Source organism: Mycobacterium sp. P4_H6, assembly GCF_056400845.1.
On the sequence record NZ_JBFUKN010000024.1, the window covers coordinates 1 to 19,624 of the forward strand.

Sequence of the window (19,624 nt, forward strand, 5' to 3'; positions counted from 1 at the left end):
ACCCACAGATCAGCACCCCGCCGCGCACACGGTTGTCGGCGGGCAGGTGCAGCACACCGAACAGCGGAGAGTCGCTGGGGCCGAAGAATGTCGGGGTTTCGCTCGGGGTGCTCACGGCGGGCCTGGGTGTCAGGCCGCGACGGCGGTGAGTTCGCCGACCGCGCGCTCGATGCTGGCGATCGTCGCGAAGGTCGTCTTGTTGAGGGCGTCGTCCGGGAATTCGATGTCGAACTCGTCTTCGAGCGCGAGCATCACGTTCACCGACGCATGCGAGGTCAGACCGAGTTCGTACAGGTCGGCGTCGGCGGCGATGGCCTGCGGGTCCGACGGCATCCGTCCTTGGCTGGCCAGTACTGCGCGAATGCGGTCCTGCATGGTGGCTGTCCCCGTCCTAGCATTCTCAAAACTTGTTCGCTGACACTAACATGGCAACTTTTATGGCGGAATACGAAAACAACGGTGGACGTGGGACTCCAGGGGTGCTCGACGTTTGCCAGTGCGTGATCGAAGTGGACCGAGACGCCTTATACAGGGCGTTGACATGCAGTTATCTACGGCTCGCGAATAGTGTTGCCGGTCGCGGTTGTCGAGGTGAGTGATGCGTCACAATCCGGACGGACGGCAAATATTTGACGCAAGGGTGCATTTTTAGCAAATCTGCATCCACTTGCGCCTGTCGTGAGCCGCCATCCGTGGGTGGGGTGCGCCGCGCGATGGCAAGATGAGGCGATGACCACGCTTGAGGCCGCGCGCCTCCAGTTCAGGGACGATCTCGTCGCAGCGGGCCTGCTCATTCCGCTGGGCATCGACGGCCTGTACGGCCGCAGTGGGGTGTTCGAAGAGGTCATCGACGGCATCGACCGGGTGGTGCGGGCCAAGGGGCGCGCCGTCCACGGTGATCGCCCCGCGGTGCGGCGGTTTCCGCCGCTGTATCCGCGGGAGGCGTTCGAGAAGACCGACTACATCGCGTCGTTCCCCAATCTGACCGGCGCGGTGTCGACCTTCTCCGGGGACAACCGGGACCATCGGGCACTGCTCGCCGATCGGGAGGCGGGCCGGCCGTGGGACGGGCACCTGCATCCCGCGGGGACGATGCTGGTGTCGGCCGCCTGCCATCCGAGCTATGCGACGCTGCCGGAGGTCATCGAAGCCGACGGTGTGCTGCTCGACGTGTACGGCTACTGCTTCCGGCACGAACCTTCCATCGACCCGGCGCGCATGCAGGCCTTCCGGATGCATGAGTACGTCGCGGTCGGCAGCCCCGAACAAGCTCAGCAGCATCGAGATTCGTGGGTGGGCCATGGTCTCGACGTGCTGACTTCACTGGGTCTGGAGGCCAGCCCGGTCGCGGCGAACGATCCGTTCTTCGGTCGCGCAGGCAAGATGCTGGCGGCCAATCAGCGCGACGACGAACTCAAGACCGAACTGACGGTGCGGCTGTACGGCGACCTCGACGAGGGCACCGCAGTGGTGTCGGYGAACTGCCACCGCGACCACTTCGGCGCGACCTTCGGCCTGCGCACCACCGATGGGGCGGTGGCGCACAGCGCCTGCGTCGGATTCGGTATGGAGCGAATTGCGTTGGCGCTGATCCGAACCCACGGGTTCGAACCGGACGCCTGGAGCACGGAGATCCTCAGTACGCTCCGCTGCCCCTGAGCACGGTGCTGACCGTCTTGGCGATGATCACCACATCCCCCATGAGGGACCAGTTCTCGACGTAGGACAGATCCAGCCGGAACGCGTCTGCGGCCTCCAGGTCCGACCGGCCGCTGACCTGCCACAGGCCGGTGAGGCCGGGCTTCACGGTCAGCCGGCGTCCCATCAGGTCGTCGTAGGAATCCACCTCGCGACGGACCTGCGGGCGCGGGCCCACCACCGACATGTCACCGCGCAGCACGTCGAAGAACTGGGGCAGCTCGTCGATGCTGTACTTGCGCAAGAACTTTCCGACGGTGGTGATGCGCGGGTCATCCTTGAGCTTGAAGAACAGGGCGTCGCCGCCGTTCCTGGCGATCAGGTCGGCCATCATGGCGTCGGCACCGGTGACCATGCTGCGGAACTTCGTCATCTGGAACTCGGTGCCGTCGATGCCGATGCGCTCGGACCGGTAGAAGATCGGGCCGGGCCCGGAACGTCGCACGGCGATCGCGGCGGCAATGAGCACCGGGGAGGCCAGCAGCAGCGCGGTGGTCGCGAACGCGATGTCGAAGGTGCGCTTGAGCAGTGAGTTGGCGCGGCTGTACTGGGGTTTGGTGACCTCCAGCATGGCCATCCCGGCGACCGGGTTGCTGACCAGGCGCTGGTTGGCGACATCGATGAGGCCGGGAGCGATCATCAGGTCGACGCCGACCTCGTCCAGTTCCCACATCAGCCGCCGGATTTCCACGGGACGCAGGTGATCGGTGGCCGCCAGTGCGACGGTCTCCGCGCCGGTGCGTGCGACGGCGTCCAGGATGGCCTGATCCATGCCCACGATCGGCACGATGTCGCCGTTGATGGTCATGGATGCCTTGGCCGTGGTGGGCCCGGCCGGGGTGCAGACGCCCGCGACGCGGTATCCCGCCCACGGATCCTTCGCGAACTCGGTGGCGATATCGCGGGCCGCAGGCTCGGAACCGACGATCAGCAGCGGCGCCTGGTCCAGGCCCTGACGGCGCCGGCGCGCCGAAACCCGGCGCCACAGCCACCGGTTCACCATCAGCCCGACCAGTCCGAGCGGCAGTGCGATACCGAGGTAACGGGCCGAGATGTCGATCGAGAGCAGCAGTGCCACCGCGGCGATCAGGCCGAAGACTTGCAGCGTCACCAAACCGAGCACCACGTACTCGTCGGCACCGCGTCCGGCCACCCGGGGCGTCCAGCTGCCCAGTGCCAGGAACCCCAACCAGACCAGCGCCAGGGCCACCGATACCCAGGCGTAGCTCATGTTCCCCGCGCCGGTGGCGCCGAGGTAGAGCTGGGTGCCGGTGCCGCCGAACATCACCACGTGACTGAAAATGACGACACAGCAAATCATGATTACATCGCTAAAAATGATCATCTGGGTCGTTTTCCTGCGGCGGCGCTGACGGGGGGACGCCGCGGAACGCTGTGATGCGGTATTGCGTCGGCCGGTGCCCCCGGCGAGAGCGTCGTCAACGGCTTTGAGCTGCGTTAATCCGGCGCTCGAGGGCTTGCTCAGGTCGATCGATGTCATGACGTGCACCTGTCTCGGTGTGCAGAACCCCTGGTGAACGCCCTGCGATAGCTACGGACTTTAGCGGCGCAGAGTTATGTGCACAACAGCTGGGCGTGTGACGCTGACCACCGAAAAGTATTAACTCAACCGGAAATAGCAAAGCTAACGCTGGTAGCTAAAATCGCCGACAGCGAAGCTCGGGGGCTGTGGGCTCCGGGTGGTGTGCCCTATTGGGCGGCGCGGGTGGCCGGGTGCACGGCGATCAGACCGAGTTGGCCGCGGCGCTTACACATGGCGGCGAGCTCGGCGTAGGCCTTGTCCCCGAGCAGGGCGATCAGCTCGGGCCGGTAGGACTCCCAGACCGGTCGTTCACCCACGTGCGCGGCGGGGTCGCCGGTGCAGTACCAGTGCAGGTCCAGGCCGCCTTCGCCCCAGCCGCGCCGGTCGTACTCGGTGATGACGGTCTGCAGCACATCGGAACCGTCCGGGCGGGTCACCCAGTCCTGGGTGCGGCGCACCGGCAGCTGCCAGCAGACCTCGGGTTTCATGGTCAGCGGCTCGACCCCGAGCTTGAGCGCCTTGGAGTGCAACGCGCAGCCGATGCCACCGGGGAAACCGGGCCGGTTCTGGAAGATGCAGGCGCCCTTGTACTTGCGGGTGCGCAGATTGGGCTTGCCGTCGTACTCGTCCTGTTCCAGATAGCCCTTGCGCCCCAGACCTTTGGACCGGAACTGCCAGTCCTCGTCGGTCAGCGTCTTCACCGCGTCGTCGAGCAGGGCCCGATCATCGTCGTCGGAGAGGAACGCACCGTGCGAGCAGCACCCGTCATCGGGGCGGCCCTCGACGGTGCCCTGGCAGGCGGGGGTGCCGAACACGCAGGTCCATCTGGACAACAGCCAGGTCATATCGGCCTTGATCAGATGCTTGGGATCCTCGGGGTCATAGAACTCCACCCATTCCCTGGGGAAGTCCAATTCGACCTCGCCACCGATACCGCCGACATGTGATGTCCCCACAGTTGTCAACGGTAAACCCACTAACGTGGGTCGCGTGCGATTGGGCGTGCTGGATGTGGGCAGCAATACGGTGCATTTGTTGGTTGTCGATGCGCGCCGGGGCGGCCACCCGACCCCGATGAGTTCCACCAAGGCCGCGCTGCGCCTCGCCGAGGCCATCGACTCGAGCGGAAAGCTGACCCGCAAGGGCTCCGACGCCCTGGTCGAGACGGTCGACGAATTCGCGAAGATCGCCAGCAGTTCGGGGTGCGCGGAGATGATGGCCTTCGCGACCTCCGCCGTGCGCGATGCCAAGAACTCCGAGGCGGTACTGGCCCGGGTGAAATCCGAAACCGGCGTCGCGCTGCGGGTGCTCAGCGGGGTCGACGAATCCCGGCTCACCTTCCTGGCGGTGCGCCGCTGGTACGGCTGGAGTGCGGGACGCATCATCAACATCGATATCGGTGGCGGGTCGCTGGAGCTTTCCAGCGGCGTCGACGAGGAGCCGGAGGTCGCGATGTCGCTGCCGCTCGGTGCCGGCCGGATGACCAGGGAGTGGTTGTCCGAGGATCCGCCGGGTCGCCGCCGGGTGGCGATGCTGCGGGACTGGCTGTCCACCGAGTTGTCCGAGGCCGGTGCGGTGATGCAGGCCGCGGGCACACCGGATCTGGCGGTCGCCACGTCCAAGACGTTCCGTTCGCTGGCCCGGCTCACCGGCGCGGCGCCCTCGGGTGCCGGGCCGCGGGTGAAGCGGACGCTGACCGCGGCCGGTCTGCGGCAGCTGATCGCGTTCATCTCTAGGATGACTACGGCCGACAGAGCAGAGCTGGAAGGGGTGAGTGCCGAACGGGCGCCACAGATCGTGGCGGGCGCATTGGTAGCTGAGGCGAGCATGCGAGCGTTGGGTGTCGAAACGGTACAGATCTGTCCCTGGGCATTGCGGGAGGGACTGATTCTGCGGAAACTCGACAGTGAAGCGGACGGGACCGCCCTGGTCGAGACCACCCCAGCCACTCCCAAGGGCAACACACGATGACAGAACCGAGCGAAAACACAGCCACCCGTCCGATTTCGGTGGCGGAGCTGCTCGCCAAGAACGGATCGATCGGATCCCCGGCGCCGGGCGGCCGACGCCGGCGACGGCGGGGCAATGCCGACGCCGTCACCGTCGCCGAGCTGACCGGTGAGATCCCGATCATCGCGCTCGAGGACGCCCCCACGGCCGAGGACACCCCGGTCGTCGAGGAGCCGCCGACGGCCGAGGACACCCCCGTCGTCGAAGACCTCCCCGCCGAGCCCGAGCCCGAACCGGAACCGGAGCCCGAGGCAGAGCCCGCGGCCGACGCGGAAGCAGAGCCCGACGTCGAAATCGAGCCCGACGCCGCCGAGACCGACTACGCCGAGCATCTGCAGCACCGCGACGTGGACCCGGCCCCGTTGGCATTCACCCCGCGCCGCCACGCGCACACCCTCAAGAAGCACGCCCCGCATGTCTCGGCCGGTGGTGCCGAGGAGATGACCTTCGACTCGCTGCACGACGACGACGCGCAGGACGACGACGATGACAGCGGCAGCGTCAAGACGCGTCCGTCGTATCTGAGATCGCCTTCCGACGCGCTGTTCGGCGGGGATTCCGTCGCCGACGATGTGGCCCGGCGGGGCCGGACACCCGGTCCCGAGGACATCGATCTCGAGGACACCCAGAAGGTGGCCCTCGACGCCGACGAGCCGTTGGCCGCCCTGGACCTGACCGAACCCGAGGCTCCGTCGCCGTTCATGCGCGGCGTGTGGATCGTGGTGCAGAGCGTGCTCGCGGTCGCGCTGGGCGCCGGCTTGTTCATCGCCTTCGACCAGCTGTGGAAGTGGAACAACATTGTGGCGCTGGCACTCTCGGTGCTGGTGATCCTGGGTCTCGTGGTCGGTGTGCGGGTGGTGCGTAAGACCGAGGACATCGCGAGCACCCTGATCGCAGTGGCGGTGGGCGCCATGGTGACGCTCGGGCCACTGGCGCTGCTGCAGTCCACCTAAGTGCGCCCCGCGATCAAGGTCGGCCTGTCGACGGCCTCGGTGTACCCACTGCGGACCGAGGCGGCCTTCGACTACGCCGCCCGCCTCGGCTACGACGGTGTCGAGCTGATGGTCTGGGCCGAACCGGTCAGCCAGGACATCGATGCGGTGTGCCGGCTGTCGGAGACGTACGGCATCCCGGTGCTCTCGGTGCACGCACCCTGCCTGCTGATCTCGCAGCGGGTCTGGGGTGCCAACCCGATCGCCAAACTGGAACGCAGCGTGCGGGCCGCCGAGCAGCTGGGCGCCCAGACCGTGGTGGTGCACCCGCCGTTCCGCTGGCAGCGCCGTTACGCCGAGGGCTTCAGCGAGCAGGTCGCCGAACTGGAGGCCGGCAGCGACGTGCTGGTCGCGGTGGAGAACATGTTCCCGTTCCGGGCGGACCGGTTCTGGGGCACCGGCCAGCCCTCGATCGAGCGGATGCGTAAACGCGGCGGCAGGCCCGGGCCGGGGATCTCGGCATTCGCCCCGTCCTACGACCCGCTCGACGGCGGGCACGCGCACTACACCCTGGACCTGTCGCACAGCGCCACCGCCGGCACCGATGCGCTGGAGATGGCGCAACGGATGGGGGAGGGCCTGGCGCATCTGCACCTGTGCGACGGCAGTGGCGCGTCCACCGACGAGCACCTGGTGCCCGGCCGGGGCACCCAGCCCGCCGCCGAAGTCTGCCGGCAGTTGGCGACCAGCGATTTCACCGGCCACGTCATCCTGGAGGTCACCACCTCCGGAGCCCGCAACGCCGCCGAACGGGAGGCCCTGTTGACCGAGTCCCTGCAGTTCGCGCGGGAGYACCTGCTGCGATGAGCGTGCTGTTCAGCGATGCCATGCGGCTGGAGTCGGCCGGTGGCGGTGTGTACGAGGGTGTTCTGAACGAGCACTGGACCATCGGGCCCAAGGTGCACGGCGGGGCGATGCTGGCGCTGTGCGCGAATGCGGCGCGCACCGAACTGGGCACGCCGGACTTCGAACCCATCGCGGTGTCCGGCAACTTCCTGTGGGCACCGGATCCCGGGGCGCTGCGGGTCGTCACCACGGTGCGCAAGGTCGGCCGGCGGATCAGCCTGGTCGACGTGGAACTCATGCAGGGCGATCGGGTCGCGGTCCGGGCCGCGATCACCCTCGGTGTCCCCGAGCACGATGCGCCGCCGCTGCTGTCGACCAACCCCGTCGTGCCGTTGATGACGCCCGAGCCGCCGCCCGGTCTGGAGCCCATCGGTCCCGGACACCGGATGGCCGACGTCGTGCACCTGGCCCACGGCTGCGACATCCGGCCGTCGCTGACGACCATGCAACCGCGCTCGGATGGCGGACCGCCGGTCATCGAGTACTGGGTGCGGCCCCGCGGCGAAGCCCCTGATGTGCTTTTCGCCCTGCTGTGTGGCGATGTGTCGGCCCCGGTGACCTTCGGGGTCAACCGGTTCGGCTGGGCACCCACCGTGCAGCTGACGGCCCTCCTGCGGGCCCGCCCGGCCGACGGCTGGCTGCGGGTGCTGTGCACGACGACGCAGATCGGTCAGGAATGGTTCGACGAGGACCACGTCGTGGTGGACTCGGCGGGCCGCATCGTGGTGCAGACCCGTCAGCTCGCGCTGGTGCCGACGTCCTAGACGCGAACTTTCCCCGTCGCTTCGCTCGCCCCGGCGCGGGCCGTGGGAAACTGCACCCGTGGCAAGAATTGCGATCATCGGCGGAGGAAGTATCGGCGAAGCGCTGCTCTCGGGGCTGTTGAGGGCGGGCCGTCAGGTCAAGGACCTGGCGATCKCCGAGAAGCATCCCGACCGCGCCAAACAGCTGGCGGAAACCTATTCGGTGCGGGTGACCTCGGTGGCCGATGCCGCCGACAGTGCCACCTACATCATCATCGCGGTCAAGCCAGCCGATGTGGAGTCGGTGACCGGTCAGATCGCCGAGACCGTCGCCCGCGCGGAGGGCGAGAGCGAGGAGCAGGTCTTCGTCAGCGTCGCCGCGGGTGTGAACACGGCGTTCTTCGAGGCCAAACTGCCCGCGGGCACTCCGGTGATCCGGGTGATGCCGAACGCCCCGATGGTGGTCGGTGGTGGTGTCAGCGCGGTGGCCGCCGGCCGTTTCGCGACGCCCGAGCAGGTCAAGGAGGTCACGGCCATCTTCGACACCGTCGGTGATGTGCTGACAGTGGCCGAATCGCAGCTGGACGCGGTGACCGCGGTGTCGGGTTCTGGACCCGCCTACTTCTTCCTGATGGTCGAGGCGCTGGTCGACGCCGGCGTGGACGCCGGGCTCAGCCGGGAGGTGGCCACCGAACTGGTGGTGCACACCATGGCCGGATCCGCGGCCATGCTGCTGGATCGTCGGGACAGCGCGCAGGCCGGTGTCATGGACACCTCGGCGGCCGCGCTGCGGGCCATCGTGACGTCCCCGGGCGGCACCACAGCGGCTGGTCTGCGGGAACTTGAGCGGGGTGGCCTGCGCAGCGCCGTCTCCGATGCCATCGCGGCCGCAAAAAGGCGCTCTGAGCAGCTCGGAATTACATCCGAGTAGTTCACCAATTTCGGACGGATTAACCCACACCCGTCGCAATAACCCCAGTGGCCACGCTATTCTCCTCGTGTATGCACGCGTACGTGCCAGCGGTGGGGAAGCCGCTGGAACGGCCGTGCCTTATGGATTGGGTTGCGATGACGTCATTGAACGGGCCATCGGCGCGGGATTCCGCCGGCGACGGCCAGCCGAAGGCTCAATTTCTCACCGTCGCGGAAGTGGCAAGCCTGATGCGGGTGAGCAAGATGACCGTCTACCGGCTGGTGCACAACGGCGAGCTGCCGGCGGTGCGTGTCGGACGGTCATTCCGGGTGCATGCCAAGGCGGTCCACGATCTGCTCGAGACGTCGTACTTCGACGCCGGATAGCACGCGTTTTCCGCTTCACCGGGCCACCCAGGTAAGGTGACGCGGTCAGTTCACTCATTGGTAGGTAGCGGAGTTCATGGGTTCAGTTATCAAGAAGCGGCGCAAGCGCATGTCGAAGAAGAAGCACCGGAAGCTGCTTCGTCGCACTCGGGTTCAACGCAGAAAACTCGGTAAGTAGCTTTCAGCTTCAGCCGATAGGCTGGCCCGATGGACGAGCAGGCGACCGATCCCAAAGTGGTGCTGGTCACCGGTGCCTGCCGGTTCCTCGGTGGCTATCTCACCGCTCGGCTCGTGCAGAACCCGGCGATCGACCACGTCATCGCGGTCGACGCCATCRCGCCGAGCAAGGATCTCTTACGCAGGATGGGGCGCGCGGAATTCGTGCGCGCCGACATCCGCAATCCCTTCATCGCCAAGGTCATCCGAAACGGTGACGTCGACACCGTCGTGCATGCCGCGGCGGCGTCGTACGCGCCGCGGGCAGGCGGGCGCGCGACCCTCAAAGAGCTCAACGTGATGGGCGCGATCCAGCTGTTCGCGGCGTGTCAGAAGGCGCCGTCGGTGCGCCGGGTCATCCTCAAGTCCACCTCCGAGGTGTACGGGGCGAGTTCCCGAGACCCGGTGATGTTCACCGAGGACGGCGGCGCACGCCGGCCACCCGCGGACGGTTTCGCCCGCGACAGCATCGATATCGAGGGATACGTCCGCGGCTTGGCCCGCAGGCGTCCGGATATCGCCGTGACGATCCTGCGGCTGGCCAACATGATCGGGCCCGCGATGGACACCGCGCTGTCCCGGTATCTGGCCGGCCCGGTGGTGCCGTCGGTGCTGGGTCACGATGCGCGGCTGCAACTGCTGCACGAACAGGACGCCCTCGGCGCGCTGGAGCGTGCCACGGTCGCCGGTCGCGCGGGCACCTTCAATGTCGGGGCATCCGGCATCATCATGATGAGCCAGGCGATCCGCCGATCCGGACGGGTGGCGCTGCCGGTGCCGCGTTCCGCGCTGGCCGCCGTCGATTCCCTGAGGCGCGCAACGAGTTACACCGAACTCGACCGTGAGCAGCTGAATTATCTGAGCTACGGGCGGGTGATGGACACCGCGCGCATGCGTAACGACCTAGGGTATAACCCTAAGTGGACGACGGCGGAGGCTTTTGACGATTACGTGCGGGGACGTGGTCTGACTCCGATCATCGACCCGAAATGGGTACGCTCAGTGGAGAGTCGTGCTGTGACGCTGGCGCAACGCGTCGGTGGCTAGACAGACTCGAAACAGGGCCGGGGAGAGGGTGACGCGTGGTGGGTGAACCCAGGGCGAAAGTGATTCCGCTGCACTCGAATTCGGGCCGCTCCTCGGCGCAGCGCCGGGCTTCGCAGCGGGCTGACAGTGCGCGCAGGCACCCGTCGCTGCTCGCCGACCCCGACGGCCGGGCCACCGCCGAGCAGATGTCCGCCGTCGTGCGCGAGATCGATCAGCACCGCAACGGCGGGGCCGAAACGGTTGCCGAGGACACCCCCAACGAACTGTCCCGGGCCATCTCCGGGATCGCCGAGTTCGTCACCAAGCGGATGACCGGCGACTACACCGTCGACGAGTTCGGCTTCGACGCGCACCTCAACGACGCCGTCGTGTTGCCCATGCTGCGCGGGCTGTACAACTCCTGGTTCCGGGTCGAGGTCAGCGGTATCGAGAACCTGCCGCTCGACGGGGCCGCCCTGGTGGTGGCCAACCACGCCGGCGTGCTGCCGTTCGACGGGCTGATGGCCGCGGTAGCCGTGCACGATCACCATCCGGGCAACCGCGTGCTGCGCATGCTCGCGGCCGATCTGGTGTTCGACCTGCCCATGGTGGGACAGGCCGCCCGCAAGGCCGGGCACACCGTGGCCTGCGCCTCGGACGCGCACCGCCTGCTCGCCGCCGGTGAGCTCACCGCGGTGTTCCCCGAGGGCTTCAAGGGCCTCGGCAAACCGTTCAAGGACCGCTACAAACTGCAGCGATTCGGCCGCGGCGGATTCGTCTCGGCTGCCCTGCGGGCGCAGGCGCCGATCGTGCCGTGCTCGATCGTGGGATCCGAGGAGATCTATCCGAAGATCGGCGATATCAAGCTGCTGGCGCGGGTGCTGGGCCTGCCGTACTTCCCGGTGACCCCGCTGTTCCCGCTGGCCGGTCCACTCGGGCTGGTGCCGCTGCCGTCCAAATGGCACATCAAGTTCGGTGAGCCGATCCCCACCGAGGGCTACGACGACACGGCCGCCGACGATCCGATGGTGACGTTCGAACTGACCGACCAGGTGCGCGAGACCATCCAGCACACCCTGTATCAGCTGCTGGCGAACCGCCGGAACACGTTCCTGGGCTGATTCTCCGCGAAACCGACGTTTTCGCGGTCCGGCGGGTCTGAATAGCGCAAAAGCGTCGGTTTCACGGTTGCCATCCGTGCGATATCAGTGCGCTGCACGTTTCGGCGAGCACGTCTGCCGGGCGATCCTCCTTGATGACGTGCACGATGTGCCACTGCAGACGGTGCAGCACCCGTGCGACTTTGACGTCGTTGGCGTAGGCGCTTCGGCTGGTGAGGTGCTGCTGACCGTCGTACTCGGCACCCACCTTGTACTTCTCCCAGCACATGTCGATTCGCCGCACGTAGTGACCGTCCTCGTCGTAGACCACGAACTGAGTCGTCGGCGCGGGTAGCCCGGCGTCGATGAAGAGCAGTCGCAACCAGGTTTCTCGGGGAGACTCGGCGCCGCCGTCGACCAGCGGTAAGGCGGTACGCACCCGGCGTAACCCGCGAGCTCCCCGATGCCGCTCGGCCAGGAGCAGGACCTCGTCGGGTGAGAAGCTGCGGACCCTCCGCAGGGCGTCGAGACGGGCCACCGCCTGGTCGCGCGGCAGATGACGGGCGAGGTCGAAAGCGGTGCGGGCCACGGTGGTGACGCGTATCCCGGCAACGGTGGTGATCTCGTCGGGATGCAGGCTTTCGTCGCGGACGATGAGCCCCGCTTGGCGGCGTCCGCCGGTGACGACCTCGATGGGGACATCGGGCGCAATCCAGTCGGCGCCGTGCAGCGCGGATGCGGCCACACCGGCGACGACTGCACCGGGTGCGGCCAGCATCAGACCGGCCAATCGATCTCGCAGCGATAGCGGGTGCTGCACGGGTACGTGCACGCCGCGGTAGATCGGGCGATACCAGCGGCGGAGTTCGAACGGCGTCAGCTCACCGGCTGCGACTGCATCGGCGCCGATGAAAGGAATCCGCATAGAAGATCAGACGCAGCGTCGGTCCGATTGGATCCATGACTACATCGAAACCGACGTTTTTGCGCTCAGGATGTCCTCGAGACCGCGAAAACGTCGGTCTCGGCGCAGAATTCAGGCGTTCTGCCCGGCCACCATCTTCGCGATCGCGGCGTCGCGGGCCGCGGCGATCTGGGCGGTGACCTCATCGGCCTCGCCCTCGTGTTCGGCTTCGCCGAGAATCGTCACCACCGTGGTCATCACCGGGTTGCCGTCGTCATCGGTGACCTCGCCGCGGACCTCGGTGAGGATGGCGCCGTGCGATTCGATGACCGAATCCAGGTACGAGTCGAACCACAGCTTGTCGCCGACCTTGATGGGGCGGTGGAAGATCAGCTTCTGGTCGCGGTGCAGGACGCGCTCCATGTTCACCGGCACATCGAACTGGTTGAAGATCTCCAGCTGGACGCGCCGGCCGGCCACCGCGATGAATGTCAGCGAGGCGAGGATGGCGTCGTGCCCGTGCTCGGCGGCGCCCTCTTCGGAGTGATGCGCGGGGTGCTGGTCCTGGACGGCGTTCGCGAACTCGCGGACCTTCTCCCGTCCGACCTCGAAATAGTCGGGGTACCGGAAGTGGGTTCCGACGATCTCTTCAGCGATTCCCATGGCGGGTCAGCCTATCAGCGCGAAGGTCAACGACCCGCGTCGCGGCGCGAGGCCACCGCGGCCAGYGCACCGCCCACCGCGCCCAGCGCGAGCGCGGACGGCACCCCGATCCGGGCCGCCTTGCGCGCGGTGCGGAAGTCGCGGATCTCCCAGCCGCGCTCGCGCGCGACATCGCGCAACGCGGCATCGGGGTTGATCGCCACCGCCGTGCCGACCAGCGACAGCATCGGCACGTCGTTGAAGCTGTCCGAGTAGGCGGTGCAGCGGCGCAGGTTGAGGCCCTCGCGGATGGCCAGCGACCGGACCGCGTGCGCCTTGCCCGCCCCGTGCAGGATGTCGCCGACCAGTCGGCCGGTGAAAACCCCGTCGACAGATTCGGCGATGGTGCCCAGCGCCCCGGTCAGGCCCAGCCGCCGCGCGATGGTGTCCGCGAGCTCGAAGGGGGTGGCGGTCACCAGCCACACCTGCTGGCCGGCGTCCAGGTGCATCTGGGCCAGCGCCCTGGTGCCCGGCCAGATCTTGTCGGCGATGATCTCGTCGTAGATCTCCTCGCCGAGTTCGACCAGTTCGGCGGTGGAACGGCCCTCGATGAAGGCCAGCGCCTTCTGCTTCCCCTCGGCGACGTCGTCGCTGTTCTCCTTGCCGGTGAACTGGAATTTCGCCTGCGCATAGACGATCCCGAGGATGTCGCCATAGGTGAAGTACTTGCGGGCGGCCAGCCCGCGGGCGAAGTGCACCAGCGACGAACCGTGCACCAAGGTGTTGTCGACGTCGAAGAACGCGGCCGCGGTCAGGTCCGGCGGCGGCGGCAGGGGCGTCTCGGACACCGTTCAACCCTAAGTCACGCAGGGTCGATACTGGATGTGTGGACCATCAGGTGGTGTTGCTCACACGGGCCGGCTGCAGCATGTGCGAACGAGCGGCCGCGACGCTGGCCGTTCTGGCCGAGGAACTGGGGTTCTCGCTGAGCTCCACCGACGTCGACGCGGCGGCTGCCGCAGGCGAGCCCGCTCTACGTGCCGAATTCGGCGATCGGTTGCCGGTCGTGCTGCTCGACGGCGCCGAACACAGCTACTGGGAGGTCGACGAACCCCGGTTGCGTGCGGATGTCAGTTAATTTGGTGGCGCGCTGGTGAACGGCTACTTTGGACCCTGACCGGGCGGGCGAAATGAGGGTACGACCGTCCAGGGGCGAGCGAAGCGACGGGAAGAAATCTAAGGTGATGATGCCGTGAGCGTGCTGCTATTCGGGGTTTCGCATCGCAGTGCGCCGGTGTCCGTACTGGAGCAGCTGAGCACCGACGAGTCCGATCAGGCCAAGATCATCGACGAGGTGCTGCAGTCCTCGCTGGTCACCGAGGCCATGGTGCTGTCGACCTGCAACCGGGTCGAGGTGTACGCCGTGGTCGAGGCATTCCACGGCGGCCTCTCGGTGATCGGGCAGGTGCTTTCCGAGCATTCCCGCATGGGCCTCAACGACCTCACCAAATACGCCTACGTGCGCTACGCCGAAGCCGCCGTCGAGCATCTCTTCGCCGTCACCAGCGGCCTCGATTCGGTCGTCATGGGCGAGCAGCAGGTCCTCGRCCAGGTCCGGCGTGCCTACGCCGCCGCCGAGTCCAACCACACCGTCGGGCGCACCCTGCACGAACTGGCTCAGCGCGCGCTGTCGGTCGGCAAGCGGGTGCACACCGAGACCGGGATCGACTCCGCGGGCGCCTCGGTGGTGTCGGTATCGCTGGAGATGGCCGAGAAGCGGCTCGGGAACCTGGCAGGCCGCAGTGCGGTGGTCGTCGGCGCCGGTGCCATGGGGGCGCTGGCCGCCAAGCACCTGGTCCGCGCCGGGGTGGAGCGCATCGACGTGGTCAACCGCTCGTTGCCGCGTGCCACCCGTCTCGCGGAGAACATCTCCGAACTCGGCGTGCCTGCCACGCCGTACACCCTCGACGACATCTCATCCGTGCTGGCCACCGCCGACGTGGTGGTCAGCAGCACCGGTGCAGTCCGCCCGGTGATGTCGCTGGCCGATGTGCACCACGGTCTGGCGGCACGCGACGGTGACCGCCCGCTGGTGATGTGCGATCTGGGCATGCCCCGCGACATCGACCTCGCGGTGGCCGGCCTGCCCGGCGTGCACGTCATCGACATGGATCGCATCCAGCGCGAGCCCACCGCCCGTGCGGCCGCCTCGGATGCTGAGGCCGCCCGCGCCATCGTGGCCGCCGAGGTTGCCAACTACCTGGCCGGCCAGCGGATGGCCGAGGTGACCCCCACCGTCACGGCCCTGCGTCAGCGGGCCGCCGATGTGGTGGAGGCCGAATTGCTGCGCCTGGACAACCGGCTGCCCGGCCTGGACTCCACCCACCGCGACGAGGTGGCGCGCACCGTGCGCCGCGTCGTCGACAAGCTGCTGCACGCCCCCACGGTACGGGTCAAGCAGCTGGCAGGCGCCCCCGGCGGAGACAGTTACGCCGAGGCGCTGCGTGAGCTCTTCGAACTCGACCCGCAGGCCGTCGACGCCGTCTCCGGTGGCGAATTGCCTTTGATCGCAACAGATAACGACAAGCCCGAGTGATCCGTATCGGCACCCGGGGCAGCCTGCTCGCGACGACTCAGGCCGGCTTCATCCGTGACGCCCTGATCGCCAACGGCCACCCCGCCGAGTTGGTCATCGTGGCTACCGCCGGTGACCAATCGAGTGCGCCCATCGCCGAAATCGGCGTCGGTGTCTTCACCGCCGCCCTGCGCGAAGCCGTCGTCGACGGCGTCGTCGACATGGCCGTGCACTCCTACAAGGATTTGCCGACCGCCCCCGACCCCCGGTTCGACATCGCCGCCATCCCGCCCCGTGAGGACGCCAGGGACGCCCTGGTGGCCCGGGACAACATGGTGCTGGGAGAGTTGCCCGCCGGCTCCACGATCGGCACCTCGAGCCCGCGACGGGCCGCGCAGCTTAGAGCACTGGGTCTCGGTTTGGAAATTCGCCCCCTACGAGGCAACCTAGACACCAGGTTGAACAGGGTAAGTAGCGGTGATCTCGACGGTGTCGTCGTCGCCCGGGCGGGTCTCGCCCGCATCGGACGGCTCGACGCTGTGACCGAGTCGCTCGAACCGGTGCAGATGTTGCCGGCACCGGCTCAGGGGGCTCTCGCAGTGGAGTGTCGCGCCGGTGACAGTGAGCTTGTCGCGGTGCTGGCGGAGTTGGATGACGCCGACACTCGCGCCGCGGTCACCGCTGAACGTGCCCTGCTCGCCGAACTGGAGGCGGGTTGTTCCGCGCCGGTGGGTGCCATCGCTGAGGTGGTCGAGTCCATCGATGAGGACGGCCGCGTCTTCGAAGAGCTGTCGCTGCGTGCCTGCGTGGCGGCGCTGGACGGATCCGACGTGATCCGTGCGTCCGGTATCGGTACTCCGGAACGGGCACGGGAGCTAGGGCTCTCGGTGGCCGCGGAACTGTTCGAACTGGGTGCACGCGACGTGTTGGCAGATGCTGGGAGTGACAGATGACTGGGCACGCAGGTAGCCGGGGCCGAAAGATCCGGCCCGGCCGTATCACGTTCGTAGGCTCAGGCCCGGGCGATCCAGGCTTGCTGACGACCCGTGCGCGGACGGTACTCGCCAACGCCGCGACGGTCTTCACCGACCCCGACGTACCCGAAGCGGTGCTGGCGCTGGTCGGTTCCGAGCTGCCGCCCACCTCCGGGCCGGCACCGGAAGCTCCCGCCTCGGATTCCGACGGTGGCGAGACGGCAGCCGTGCTGCCCGGTGGCCCCGATGTGCGTCCCGCACTGGGGGACCCGGCCGAGGTCGCCAAGACCCTGGCCGCCGAGGCCCGCCACGGCGTGGACGTGGTCCGGCTGGTGGCCGGTGACCCGCTGTCGGTCGACGCGGTCATCACCGAGGTCAACACGCTGGCCCGCACCCACCTGAACTTCGAGATCGTGCCCGGCCTGCCGGACACCACCGCGGTCCCGACGTACGCCGGCCTGCCGCTGGGTTCCTCGCACACCGTGGCCGACGTCCGTGACCCGAACGTGGATTGGGCCGCGCTGGCCGCCGCCCCCGGGCCGCTGATCCTGCACGCCACAGCCTCGCATCTGGCGGACGCTGCGCGCACCCTGGTCGAGTTCGGCCTGGCCGAGAACACCCCGGCCGTCGTCACCGCGCACGGCACCACCTGCCAGCAGCATTCGGTGGAGACCACGCTGATCGGCTTGGGAGACAAGGCGATTCTGACCGCCGCCGAGTCCACCGGCGGTGCCCTGGGTCCGCTGGGTGGGCCGCTGGTGGTGACGATCGGCAAGACCGTCGCCAACCGCGCGAAGCTGAACTGGTGGGAGAGCCGCGCACTGTACGGCTGGACCGTGCTGGTGCCGCGTACCAAGGATCAGGCCGGCGAGATGAGTGATCGCCTGGTCACCCACGGCGCGCTGCCGGTCGAGGTGCCCACCATCGCCGTCGAGCCGCCGCGCAGCCCGGCCCAGATGGAAAGGGCCGTCAAGGGTCTGGTCGACGGCCGGTTCCAGTGGGTGGTCTTCACCTCCACCAACGCGGTGCGTGCGGTGTGGGAGAAGTTCAACGAGTTCGGTCTGGATGCCCGGGCGTTCTCCGGTGTGAAGATCGCCTGTGTCGGTCAGGCCACCGCGGACCGGGTCCGTGCCTTCGGCATCAACCCGGAGCTGGTGCCCGCCGGCGAGCAGTCCTCGCTGGGCCTGCTCGACGAATTCCCGGACTACGACGAGATTTTCGATCCGGTGAACCGGGTGCTGTTGCCGCGTGCCGATATCGCCACCGAAACCCTGGCCGAGGGCCTGCGCGAACGTGGCTGGGAGATCGAGGATGTCACCGCCTACCGCACCGTGCGCGCCGCTCCGCCGCCGGCGCAGACCCGCGAGATGATCAAGACCGGCGGGTTCGACGCGGTCTGCTTCACCTCGAGCTCGACGGTGCGCAACCTGGTCGGTATCGCCGGTAAGCCGCACGCACGCACCATCGTCGCCTGCATCGGCCCGAAGACGGCCGAAACTGCAGTCGAATTCGGCCTGCGCGTCGATGTGCAGCCGGAGACGGCCGCGGTCGGTCCGCTGGTCGAGGCGCTGGCCGAGCACGCCGCCCGACTGCGTGCCGAGGGTGCGCTGCCTCCGCCGCGCAAGAAGAGCCGCCGGCGGTAATGGGGTACCCCCGCCACCGTCCACGCAGGCTTCGTTCCACGCCGGCGATGCGCCGGCTGGTGGCGCAGACCTCGCTGGAGCCACGGCATCTGGTGCTGCCGATGTTCGTCGCCGACGGACTGTCGGAACCACGCCCGATCACCTCGATGCCGGGAGTCGTTCAGCACACCCGGGATTCGTTGCGCCGGGCCGCCGCCGACGCGGTGGCCGCCGGTGTGGGCGGACTCATGTTGTTCGGTGTGCCGCGCGACGAGGACAAGGACGCCGTCGGGAGCGCGGGCCTGGACCCGGACGGCATCCTGAACGTGGCCCTGGCCGATCTCGCCGGGGATCTCGGTGATGTCACCGTGCTGATGGCCGACACCTGCCTCGACGAGTTCACCGACCACGGGCACTGCGGCGTCCTGGACGCGCACGGCCGGGTCGACAACGACGCCACCAACGATCAGTACGTGAAACTGGCTGTGGCCCAGGCTCATTCGGGTGCGCACGTGGTCGGCCCGAGCGGGATGATGGACGGCCAGGTGGCGGCCATCCGGGACGGTCTGGATGCGGCCGGGCACGAGGACGTCGCGATCCTGGCCTATGCCGCGAAGTTCGCCTCGGCGTTCTACGGCCCCTTCCGGGAAGCGGTCGGCTCCAGCCTGTCCGGTGACCGGCGGACCTATCAGCAGGATCCGGGCAATGCCCGCGAGGCCGTACACGAGATCGCGCTGGACATCGACGAAGGCGCCGACATCGTGATGGTCAAACCGGCGATGAGTTACCTCGATGTGGTCGCCGCCGCTGCCGACATCTCGCCGGTGCCGGTGGCCGCCTATCAGATCTCGGGGGAGTACTCGATGATCAGCGCCGCCGCCGCCAACGGCTGGATCGATCTGCGGGCCTCCGCGCTGGAGTCGCTGGTCAGCATCCGCCGTGCCGGCGCCGATATCGTGCTGACCTACTGGGCGGCCGAGGCCGCCGGATGGCTGGCGTGACCGAAGAACCGCCCGCCACACCGCCGGCCAGCCGCCCAGAGGACATCGACACCGGGTTCTGGCTCTGGATGGCAGCGCTCCCGCTGATGGTGATCGGTTACCTCATCGACCTGGCCACCGCACCCATGCCGGACGCCGGGAGCCACGTCTACGCGGTGTCGGGTCTGTTCGTCGTGGTGACCATCGCCGTCGTCGTGACCTTCGCGGTGCTGATGCGGCTGGGCTACCGCTGGCCGCGCACCCTGCTGACCGCCGCGGGGCTGACGGCGGTGGTCTATTCGGTCTCCAGCCTGTTCACCGGGGAGCGGTCCGAGTTCGCCGCGGTCGGGTTCGCGGCGTGCACCATCATCGGCTCGGTGCTGATCCTCGGTGGCGTGGTGCTGTTGCACCGCAAGGACGCTCACGAATACCTCACCCGATAGGCTGGCGCCGA

The 19,624-nt window shown here is 67.9% G+C and carries 22 protein-coding genes; 16 read left to right on the forward strand and 6 right to left on the reverse strand.

The window, feature by feature from the left end; translation table 11 throughout:
• Nucleotides 1-129: 129 nt before the first annotated feature.
• Complete coding sequence (locus AC1DTF_RS12300; RefSeq protein WP_057170122.1) at nt 130-375, reverse strand: acyl carrier protein; 246 nt, start codon at nt 373-375, stop codon at nt 130-132.
• Between the two features lie 354 nt (nt 376-729).
• Between AC1DTF_RS12300 and AC1DTF_RS12305 the strand changes: the two genes are divergently transcribed.
• On the forward strand, nt 730-1,659 hold the full coding sequence (locus AC1DTF_RS12305) for an amino acid--[acyl-carrier-protein] ligase (RefSeq protein ID WP_477474244.1): 930 nt from the start codon (nt 730-732) through the stop codon (nt 1,657-1,659).
• On the opposite strand, the gene AC1DTF_RS12310 is transcribed toward AC1DTF_RS12305, so the two are convergent.
• Nucleotides 1,637-2,983: a sugar transferase gene (locus AC1DTF_RS12310; protein ID WP_477474286.1), complete on the reverse strand. Its 1,347-nt coding sequence runs from the start codon at nt 2,981-2,983 to the stop codon at nt 1,637-1,639. The genes AC1DTF_RS12305 and AC1DTF_RS12310 overlap by 23 nt on opposite strands.
• Nucleotides 2,984-3,408: 425 nt before the next feature.
• Nucleotides 3,409-4,197, reverse strand: a complete 789-nt coding sequence (locus AC1DTF_RS12315; RefSeq protein ID WP_235571546.1) for a DUF3109 family protein — start codon at nt 4,195-4,197, stop codon at nt 3,409-3,411.
• A gap of 34 nt (nt 4,198-4,231) precedes the next feature.
• Between AC1DTF_RS12315 and AC1DTF_RS12320 the strand changes: the two genes are divergently transcribed.
• From AC1DTF_RS12320 to AC1DTF_RS12360, 9 genes are all read left to right on the forward strand, one after another.
• Nucleotides 4,232-5,212 (forward strand): Ppx/GppA family phosphatase, encoded by a 981-nt coding sequence (locus tag AC1DTF_RS12320; RefSeq protein WP_057170120.1) that lies wholly within the window; start codon nt 4,232-4,234, stop codon nt 5,210-5,212.
• On the forward strand, nt 5,209-6,204 hold the full coding sequence (locus AC1DTF_RS12325) for an FUSC family protein (RefSeq protein WP_477474245.1): 996 nt from the start codon (nt 5,209-5,211) through the stop codon (nt 6,202-6,204). The genes AC1DTF_RS12320 and AC1DTF_RS12325 overlap by 4 nt, the downstream gene beginning before the upstream one ends.
• The gene (locus tag AC1DTF_RS12330; RefSeq protein ID WP_477474246.1) at nt 6,205-7,050 is read left to right on the forward strand and encodes a sugar phosphate isomerase/epimerase family protein; all 846 of its coding nucleotides are present in this window, start codon (nt 6,205-6,207) and stop codon (nt 7,048-7,050) included.
• Nucleotides 7,047-7,853, forward strand: a complete 807-nt coding sequence (locus AC1DTF_RS12335) for a thioesterase family protein (protein WP_477474247.1) — start codon at nt 7,047-7,049, stop codon at nt 7,851-7,853. The genes AC1DTF_RS12330 and AC1DTF_RS12335 overlap by 4 nt, the downstream gene beginning before the upstream one ends.
• 58 nt (nt 7,854-7,911) lie before the next feature.
• Nucleotides 7,912-8,763 (forward strand): pyrroline-5-carboxylate reductase, encoded by an 852-nt coding sequence (gene proC / locus AC1DTF_RS12340; protein WP_477474248.1) that lies wholly within the window; start codon nt 7,912-7,914, stop codon nt 8,761-8,763.
• A gap of 137 nt (nt 8,764-8,900) precedes the next feature.
• A complete protein-coding gene (locus tag AC1DTF_RS12345; RefSeq protein ID WP_057170115.1) occupies nt 8,901-9,131 on the forward strand; it encodes a cell division/environmental response transcriptional regulator in 231 nt (76 codons plus the stop codon).
• Between the two features lie 76 nt (nt 9,132-9,207).
• The gene (locus AC1DTF_RS12350) at nt 9,208-9,309 is read left to right on the forward strand and encodes a 30S ribosomal protein bS22 (RefSeq protein WP_003402602.1); all 102 of its coding nucleotides are present in this window, start codon (nt 9,208-9,210) and stop codon (nt 9,307-9,309) included.
• 29 nt (nt 9,310-9,338) lie between these two features.
• On the forward strand, nt 9,339-10,394 hold the full coding sequence (locus AC1DTF_RS12355; protein ID WP_477474249.1) for an SDR family oxidoreductase: 1,056 nt from the start codon (nt 9,339-9,341) through the stop codon (nt 10,392-10,394).
• 35 nt (nt 10,395-10,429) lie between these two features.
• Nucleotides 10,430-11,494 carry a lysophospholipid acyltransferase family protein gene (locus AC1DTF_RS12360; protein ID WP_477474250.1) on the forward strand — a complete coding sequence of 355 codons (1,065 nt, stop codon included), beginning with the start codon at nt 10,430-10,432 and terminating at the stop codon, nt 11,492-11,494.
• A 61-nt stretch (nt 11,495-11,555) separates the two neighbouring features.
• Here the strand turns inward: AC1DTF_RS12360 and AC1DTF_RS12365 are convergent, their stop codons facing one another.
• The 3 genes from AC1DTF_RS12365 to AC1DTF_RS12375 form a co-directional block, all read right to left on the reverse strand.
• Entirely contained in the window at nt 11,556-12,398 is an 843-nt protein-coding gene (locus tag AC1DTF_RS12365; protein WP_477474251.1) for a hypothetical protein, read from the reverse strand.
• A 111-nt stretch (nt 12,399-12,509) separates the two neighbouring features.
• Complete coding sequence (locus AC1DTF_RS12370) at nt 12,510-13,040, reverse strand: FAS1-like dehydratase domain-containing protein (RefSeq protein ID WP_057170111.1); 531 nt, start codon at nt 13,038-13,040, stop codon at nt 12,510-12,512.
• 26 nt (nt 13,041-13,066) lie between these two features.
• Nucleotides 13,067-13,867, reverse strand: coding sequence for an HAD family hydrolase (locus AC1DTF_RS12375; RefSeq protein WP_057170110.1), 801 nt, complete (start codon nt 13,865-13,867; stop codon nt 13,067-13,069).
• A 50-nt stretch (nt 13,868-13,917) separates the two neighbouring features.
• Here AC1DTF_RS12375 and AC1DTF_RS12380 point away from each other — a divergent pair, with 50 nt between their 5' ends.
• The 6 genes from AC1DTF_RS12380 to AC1DTF_RS12405 all read left to right on the forward strand — a co-directional run bounded on the left by AC1DTF_RS12380 (nt 13,918) and on the right by AC1DTF_RS12405 (nt 19,613).
• On the forward strand, nt 13,918-14,157 hold the full coding sequence (locus AC1DTF_RS12380; RefSeq protein ID WP_442928779.1) for a glutaredoxin family protein: 240 nt from the start codon (nt 13,918-13,920) through the stop codon (nt 14,155-14,157).
• A 114-nt stretch (nt 14,158-14,271) separates the two neighbouring features.
• Complete coding sequence (locus AC1DTF_RS12385; protein WP_477474252.1) at nt 14,272-15,615, forward strand: glutamyl-tRNA reductase; 1,344 nt, start codon at nt 14,272-14,274, stop codon at nt 15,613-15,615.
• Nucleotides 15,612-16,547: a hydroxymethylbilane synthase gene (gene hemC / locus AC1DTF_RS12390; protein ID WP_477474253.1), complete on the forward strand. Its 936-nt coding sequence runs from the start codon at nt 15,612-15,614 to the stop codon at nt 16,545-16,547. Before AC1DTF_RS12385 ends, hemC begins: the two co-directional genes overlap by 4 nt.
• The gene (locus AC1DTF_RS12395; RefSeq protein WP_477474254.1) at nt 16,544-18,211 is read left to right on the forward strand and encodes a bifunctional uroporphyrinogen-III C-methyltransferase/uroporphyrinogen-III synthase; all 1,668 of its coding nucleotides are present in this window, start codon (nt 16,544-16,546) and stop codon (nt 18,209-18,211) included. The genes hemC and AC1DTF_RS12395 overlap by 4 nt, the downstream gene beginning before the upstream one ends.
• On the forward strand, nt 18,211-19,191 hold the full coding sequence (gene hemB, locus AC1DTF_RS12400; RefSeq protein ID WP_477474255.1) for a porphobilinogen synthase: 981 nt from the start codon (nt 18,211-18,213) through the stop codon (nt 19,189-19,191). The genes AC1DTF_RS12395 and hemB overlap by 1 nt, the downstream gene beginning before the upstream one ends.
• Nucleotides 19,179-19,613: a hypothetical protein gene (locus AC1DTF_RS12405; RefSeq protein ID WP_477474256.1), complete on the forward strand. Its 435-nt coding sequence runs from the start codon at nt 19,179-19,181 to the stop codon at nt 19,611-19,613. Before hemB ends, AC1DTF_RS12405 begins: the two co-directional genes overlap by 13 nt.
• Nucleotides 19,614-19,624: the final 11 nt, after the last annotated feature.

Bases quoted from the DNA above. Each gene is read 5' to 3' on its own strand.
- AC1DTF_RS12300 (WP_057170122.1), bottom strand. From the start codon at position 375: ATGCAGGACCGCATTCGCGCAGTACTGGCCAGCCAAGGACGGATGCCG.
- AC1DTF_RS12310 (WP_477474286.1), bottom strand. From the start codon at position 2,983: ATGTTCGGCGGCACCGGCACCCAGCTCTACCTCGGCGCCACCGGCGCG.
- AC1DTF_RS12325 (WP_477474245.1), top strand. From the start codon at position 5,209: ATGACAGAACCGAGCGAAAACACAGCCACCCGTCCGATTTCGGTGGCG.
- AC1DTF_RS12335 (WP_477474247.1), top strand. From the start codon at position 7,047: ATGAGCGTGCTGTTCAGCGATGCCATGCGGCTGGAGTCGGCCGGTGGC.
- AC1DTF_RS12345 (WP_057170115.1), top strand. From the start codon at position 8,901: ATGACGTCATTGAACGGGCCATCGGCGCGGGATTCCGCCGGCGACGGC.
- AC1DTF_RS12350 (WP_003402602.1), top strand. From the start codon at position 9,208: ATGGGTTCAGTTATCAAGAAGCGGCGCAAGCGCATGTCGAAGAAGAAG.
- AC1DTF_RS12365 (WP_477474251.1), bottom strand. From the start codon at position 12,398: ATGCGGATTCCTTTCATCGGCGCCGATGCAGTCGCAGCCGGTGAGCTG.
- AC1DTF_RS12370 (WP_057170111.1), bottom strand. From the start codon at position 13,040: ATGGGAATCGCTGAAGAGATCGTCGGAACCCACTTCCGGTACCCCGAC.
- AC1DTF_RS12395 (WP_477474254.1), top strand. From the start codon at position 16,544: ATGACTGGGCACGCAGGTAGCCGGGGCCGAAAGATCCGGCCCGGCCGT.
- hemB (WP_477474255.1), top strand. From the start codon at position 18,211: ATGGGGTACCCCCGCCACCGTCCACGCAGGCTTCGTTCCACGCCGGCG.
- AC1DTF_RS12405 (WP_477474256.1), top strand. From the start codon at position 19,179: ATGGCTGGCGTGACCGAAGAACCGCCCGCCACACCGCCGGCCAGCCGC.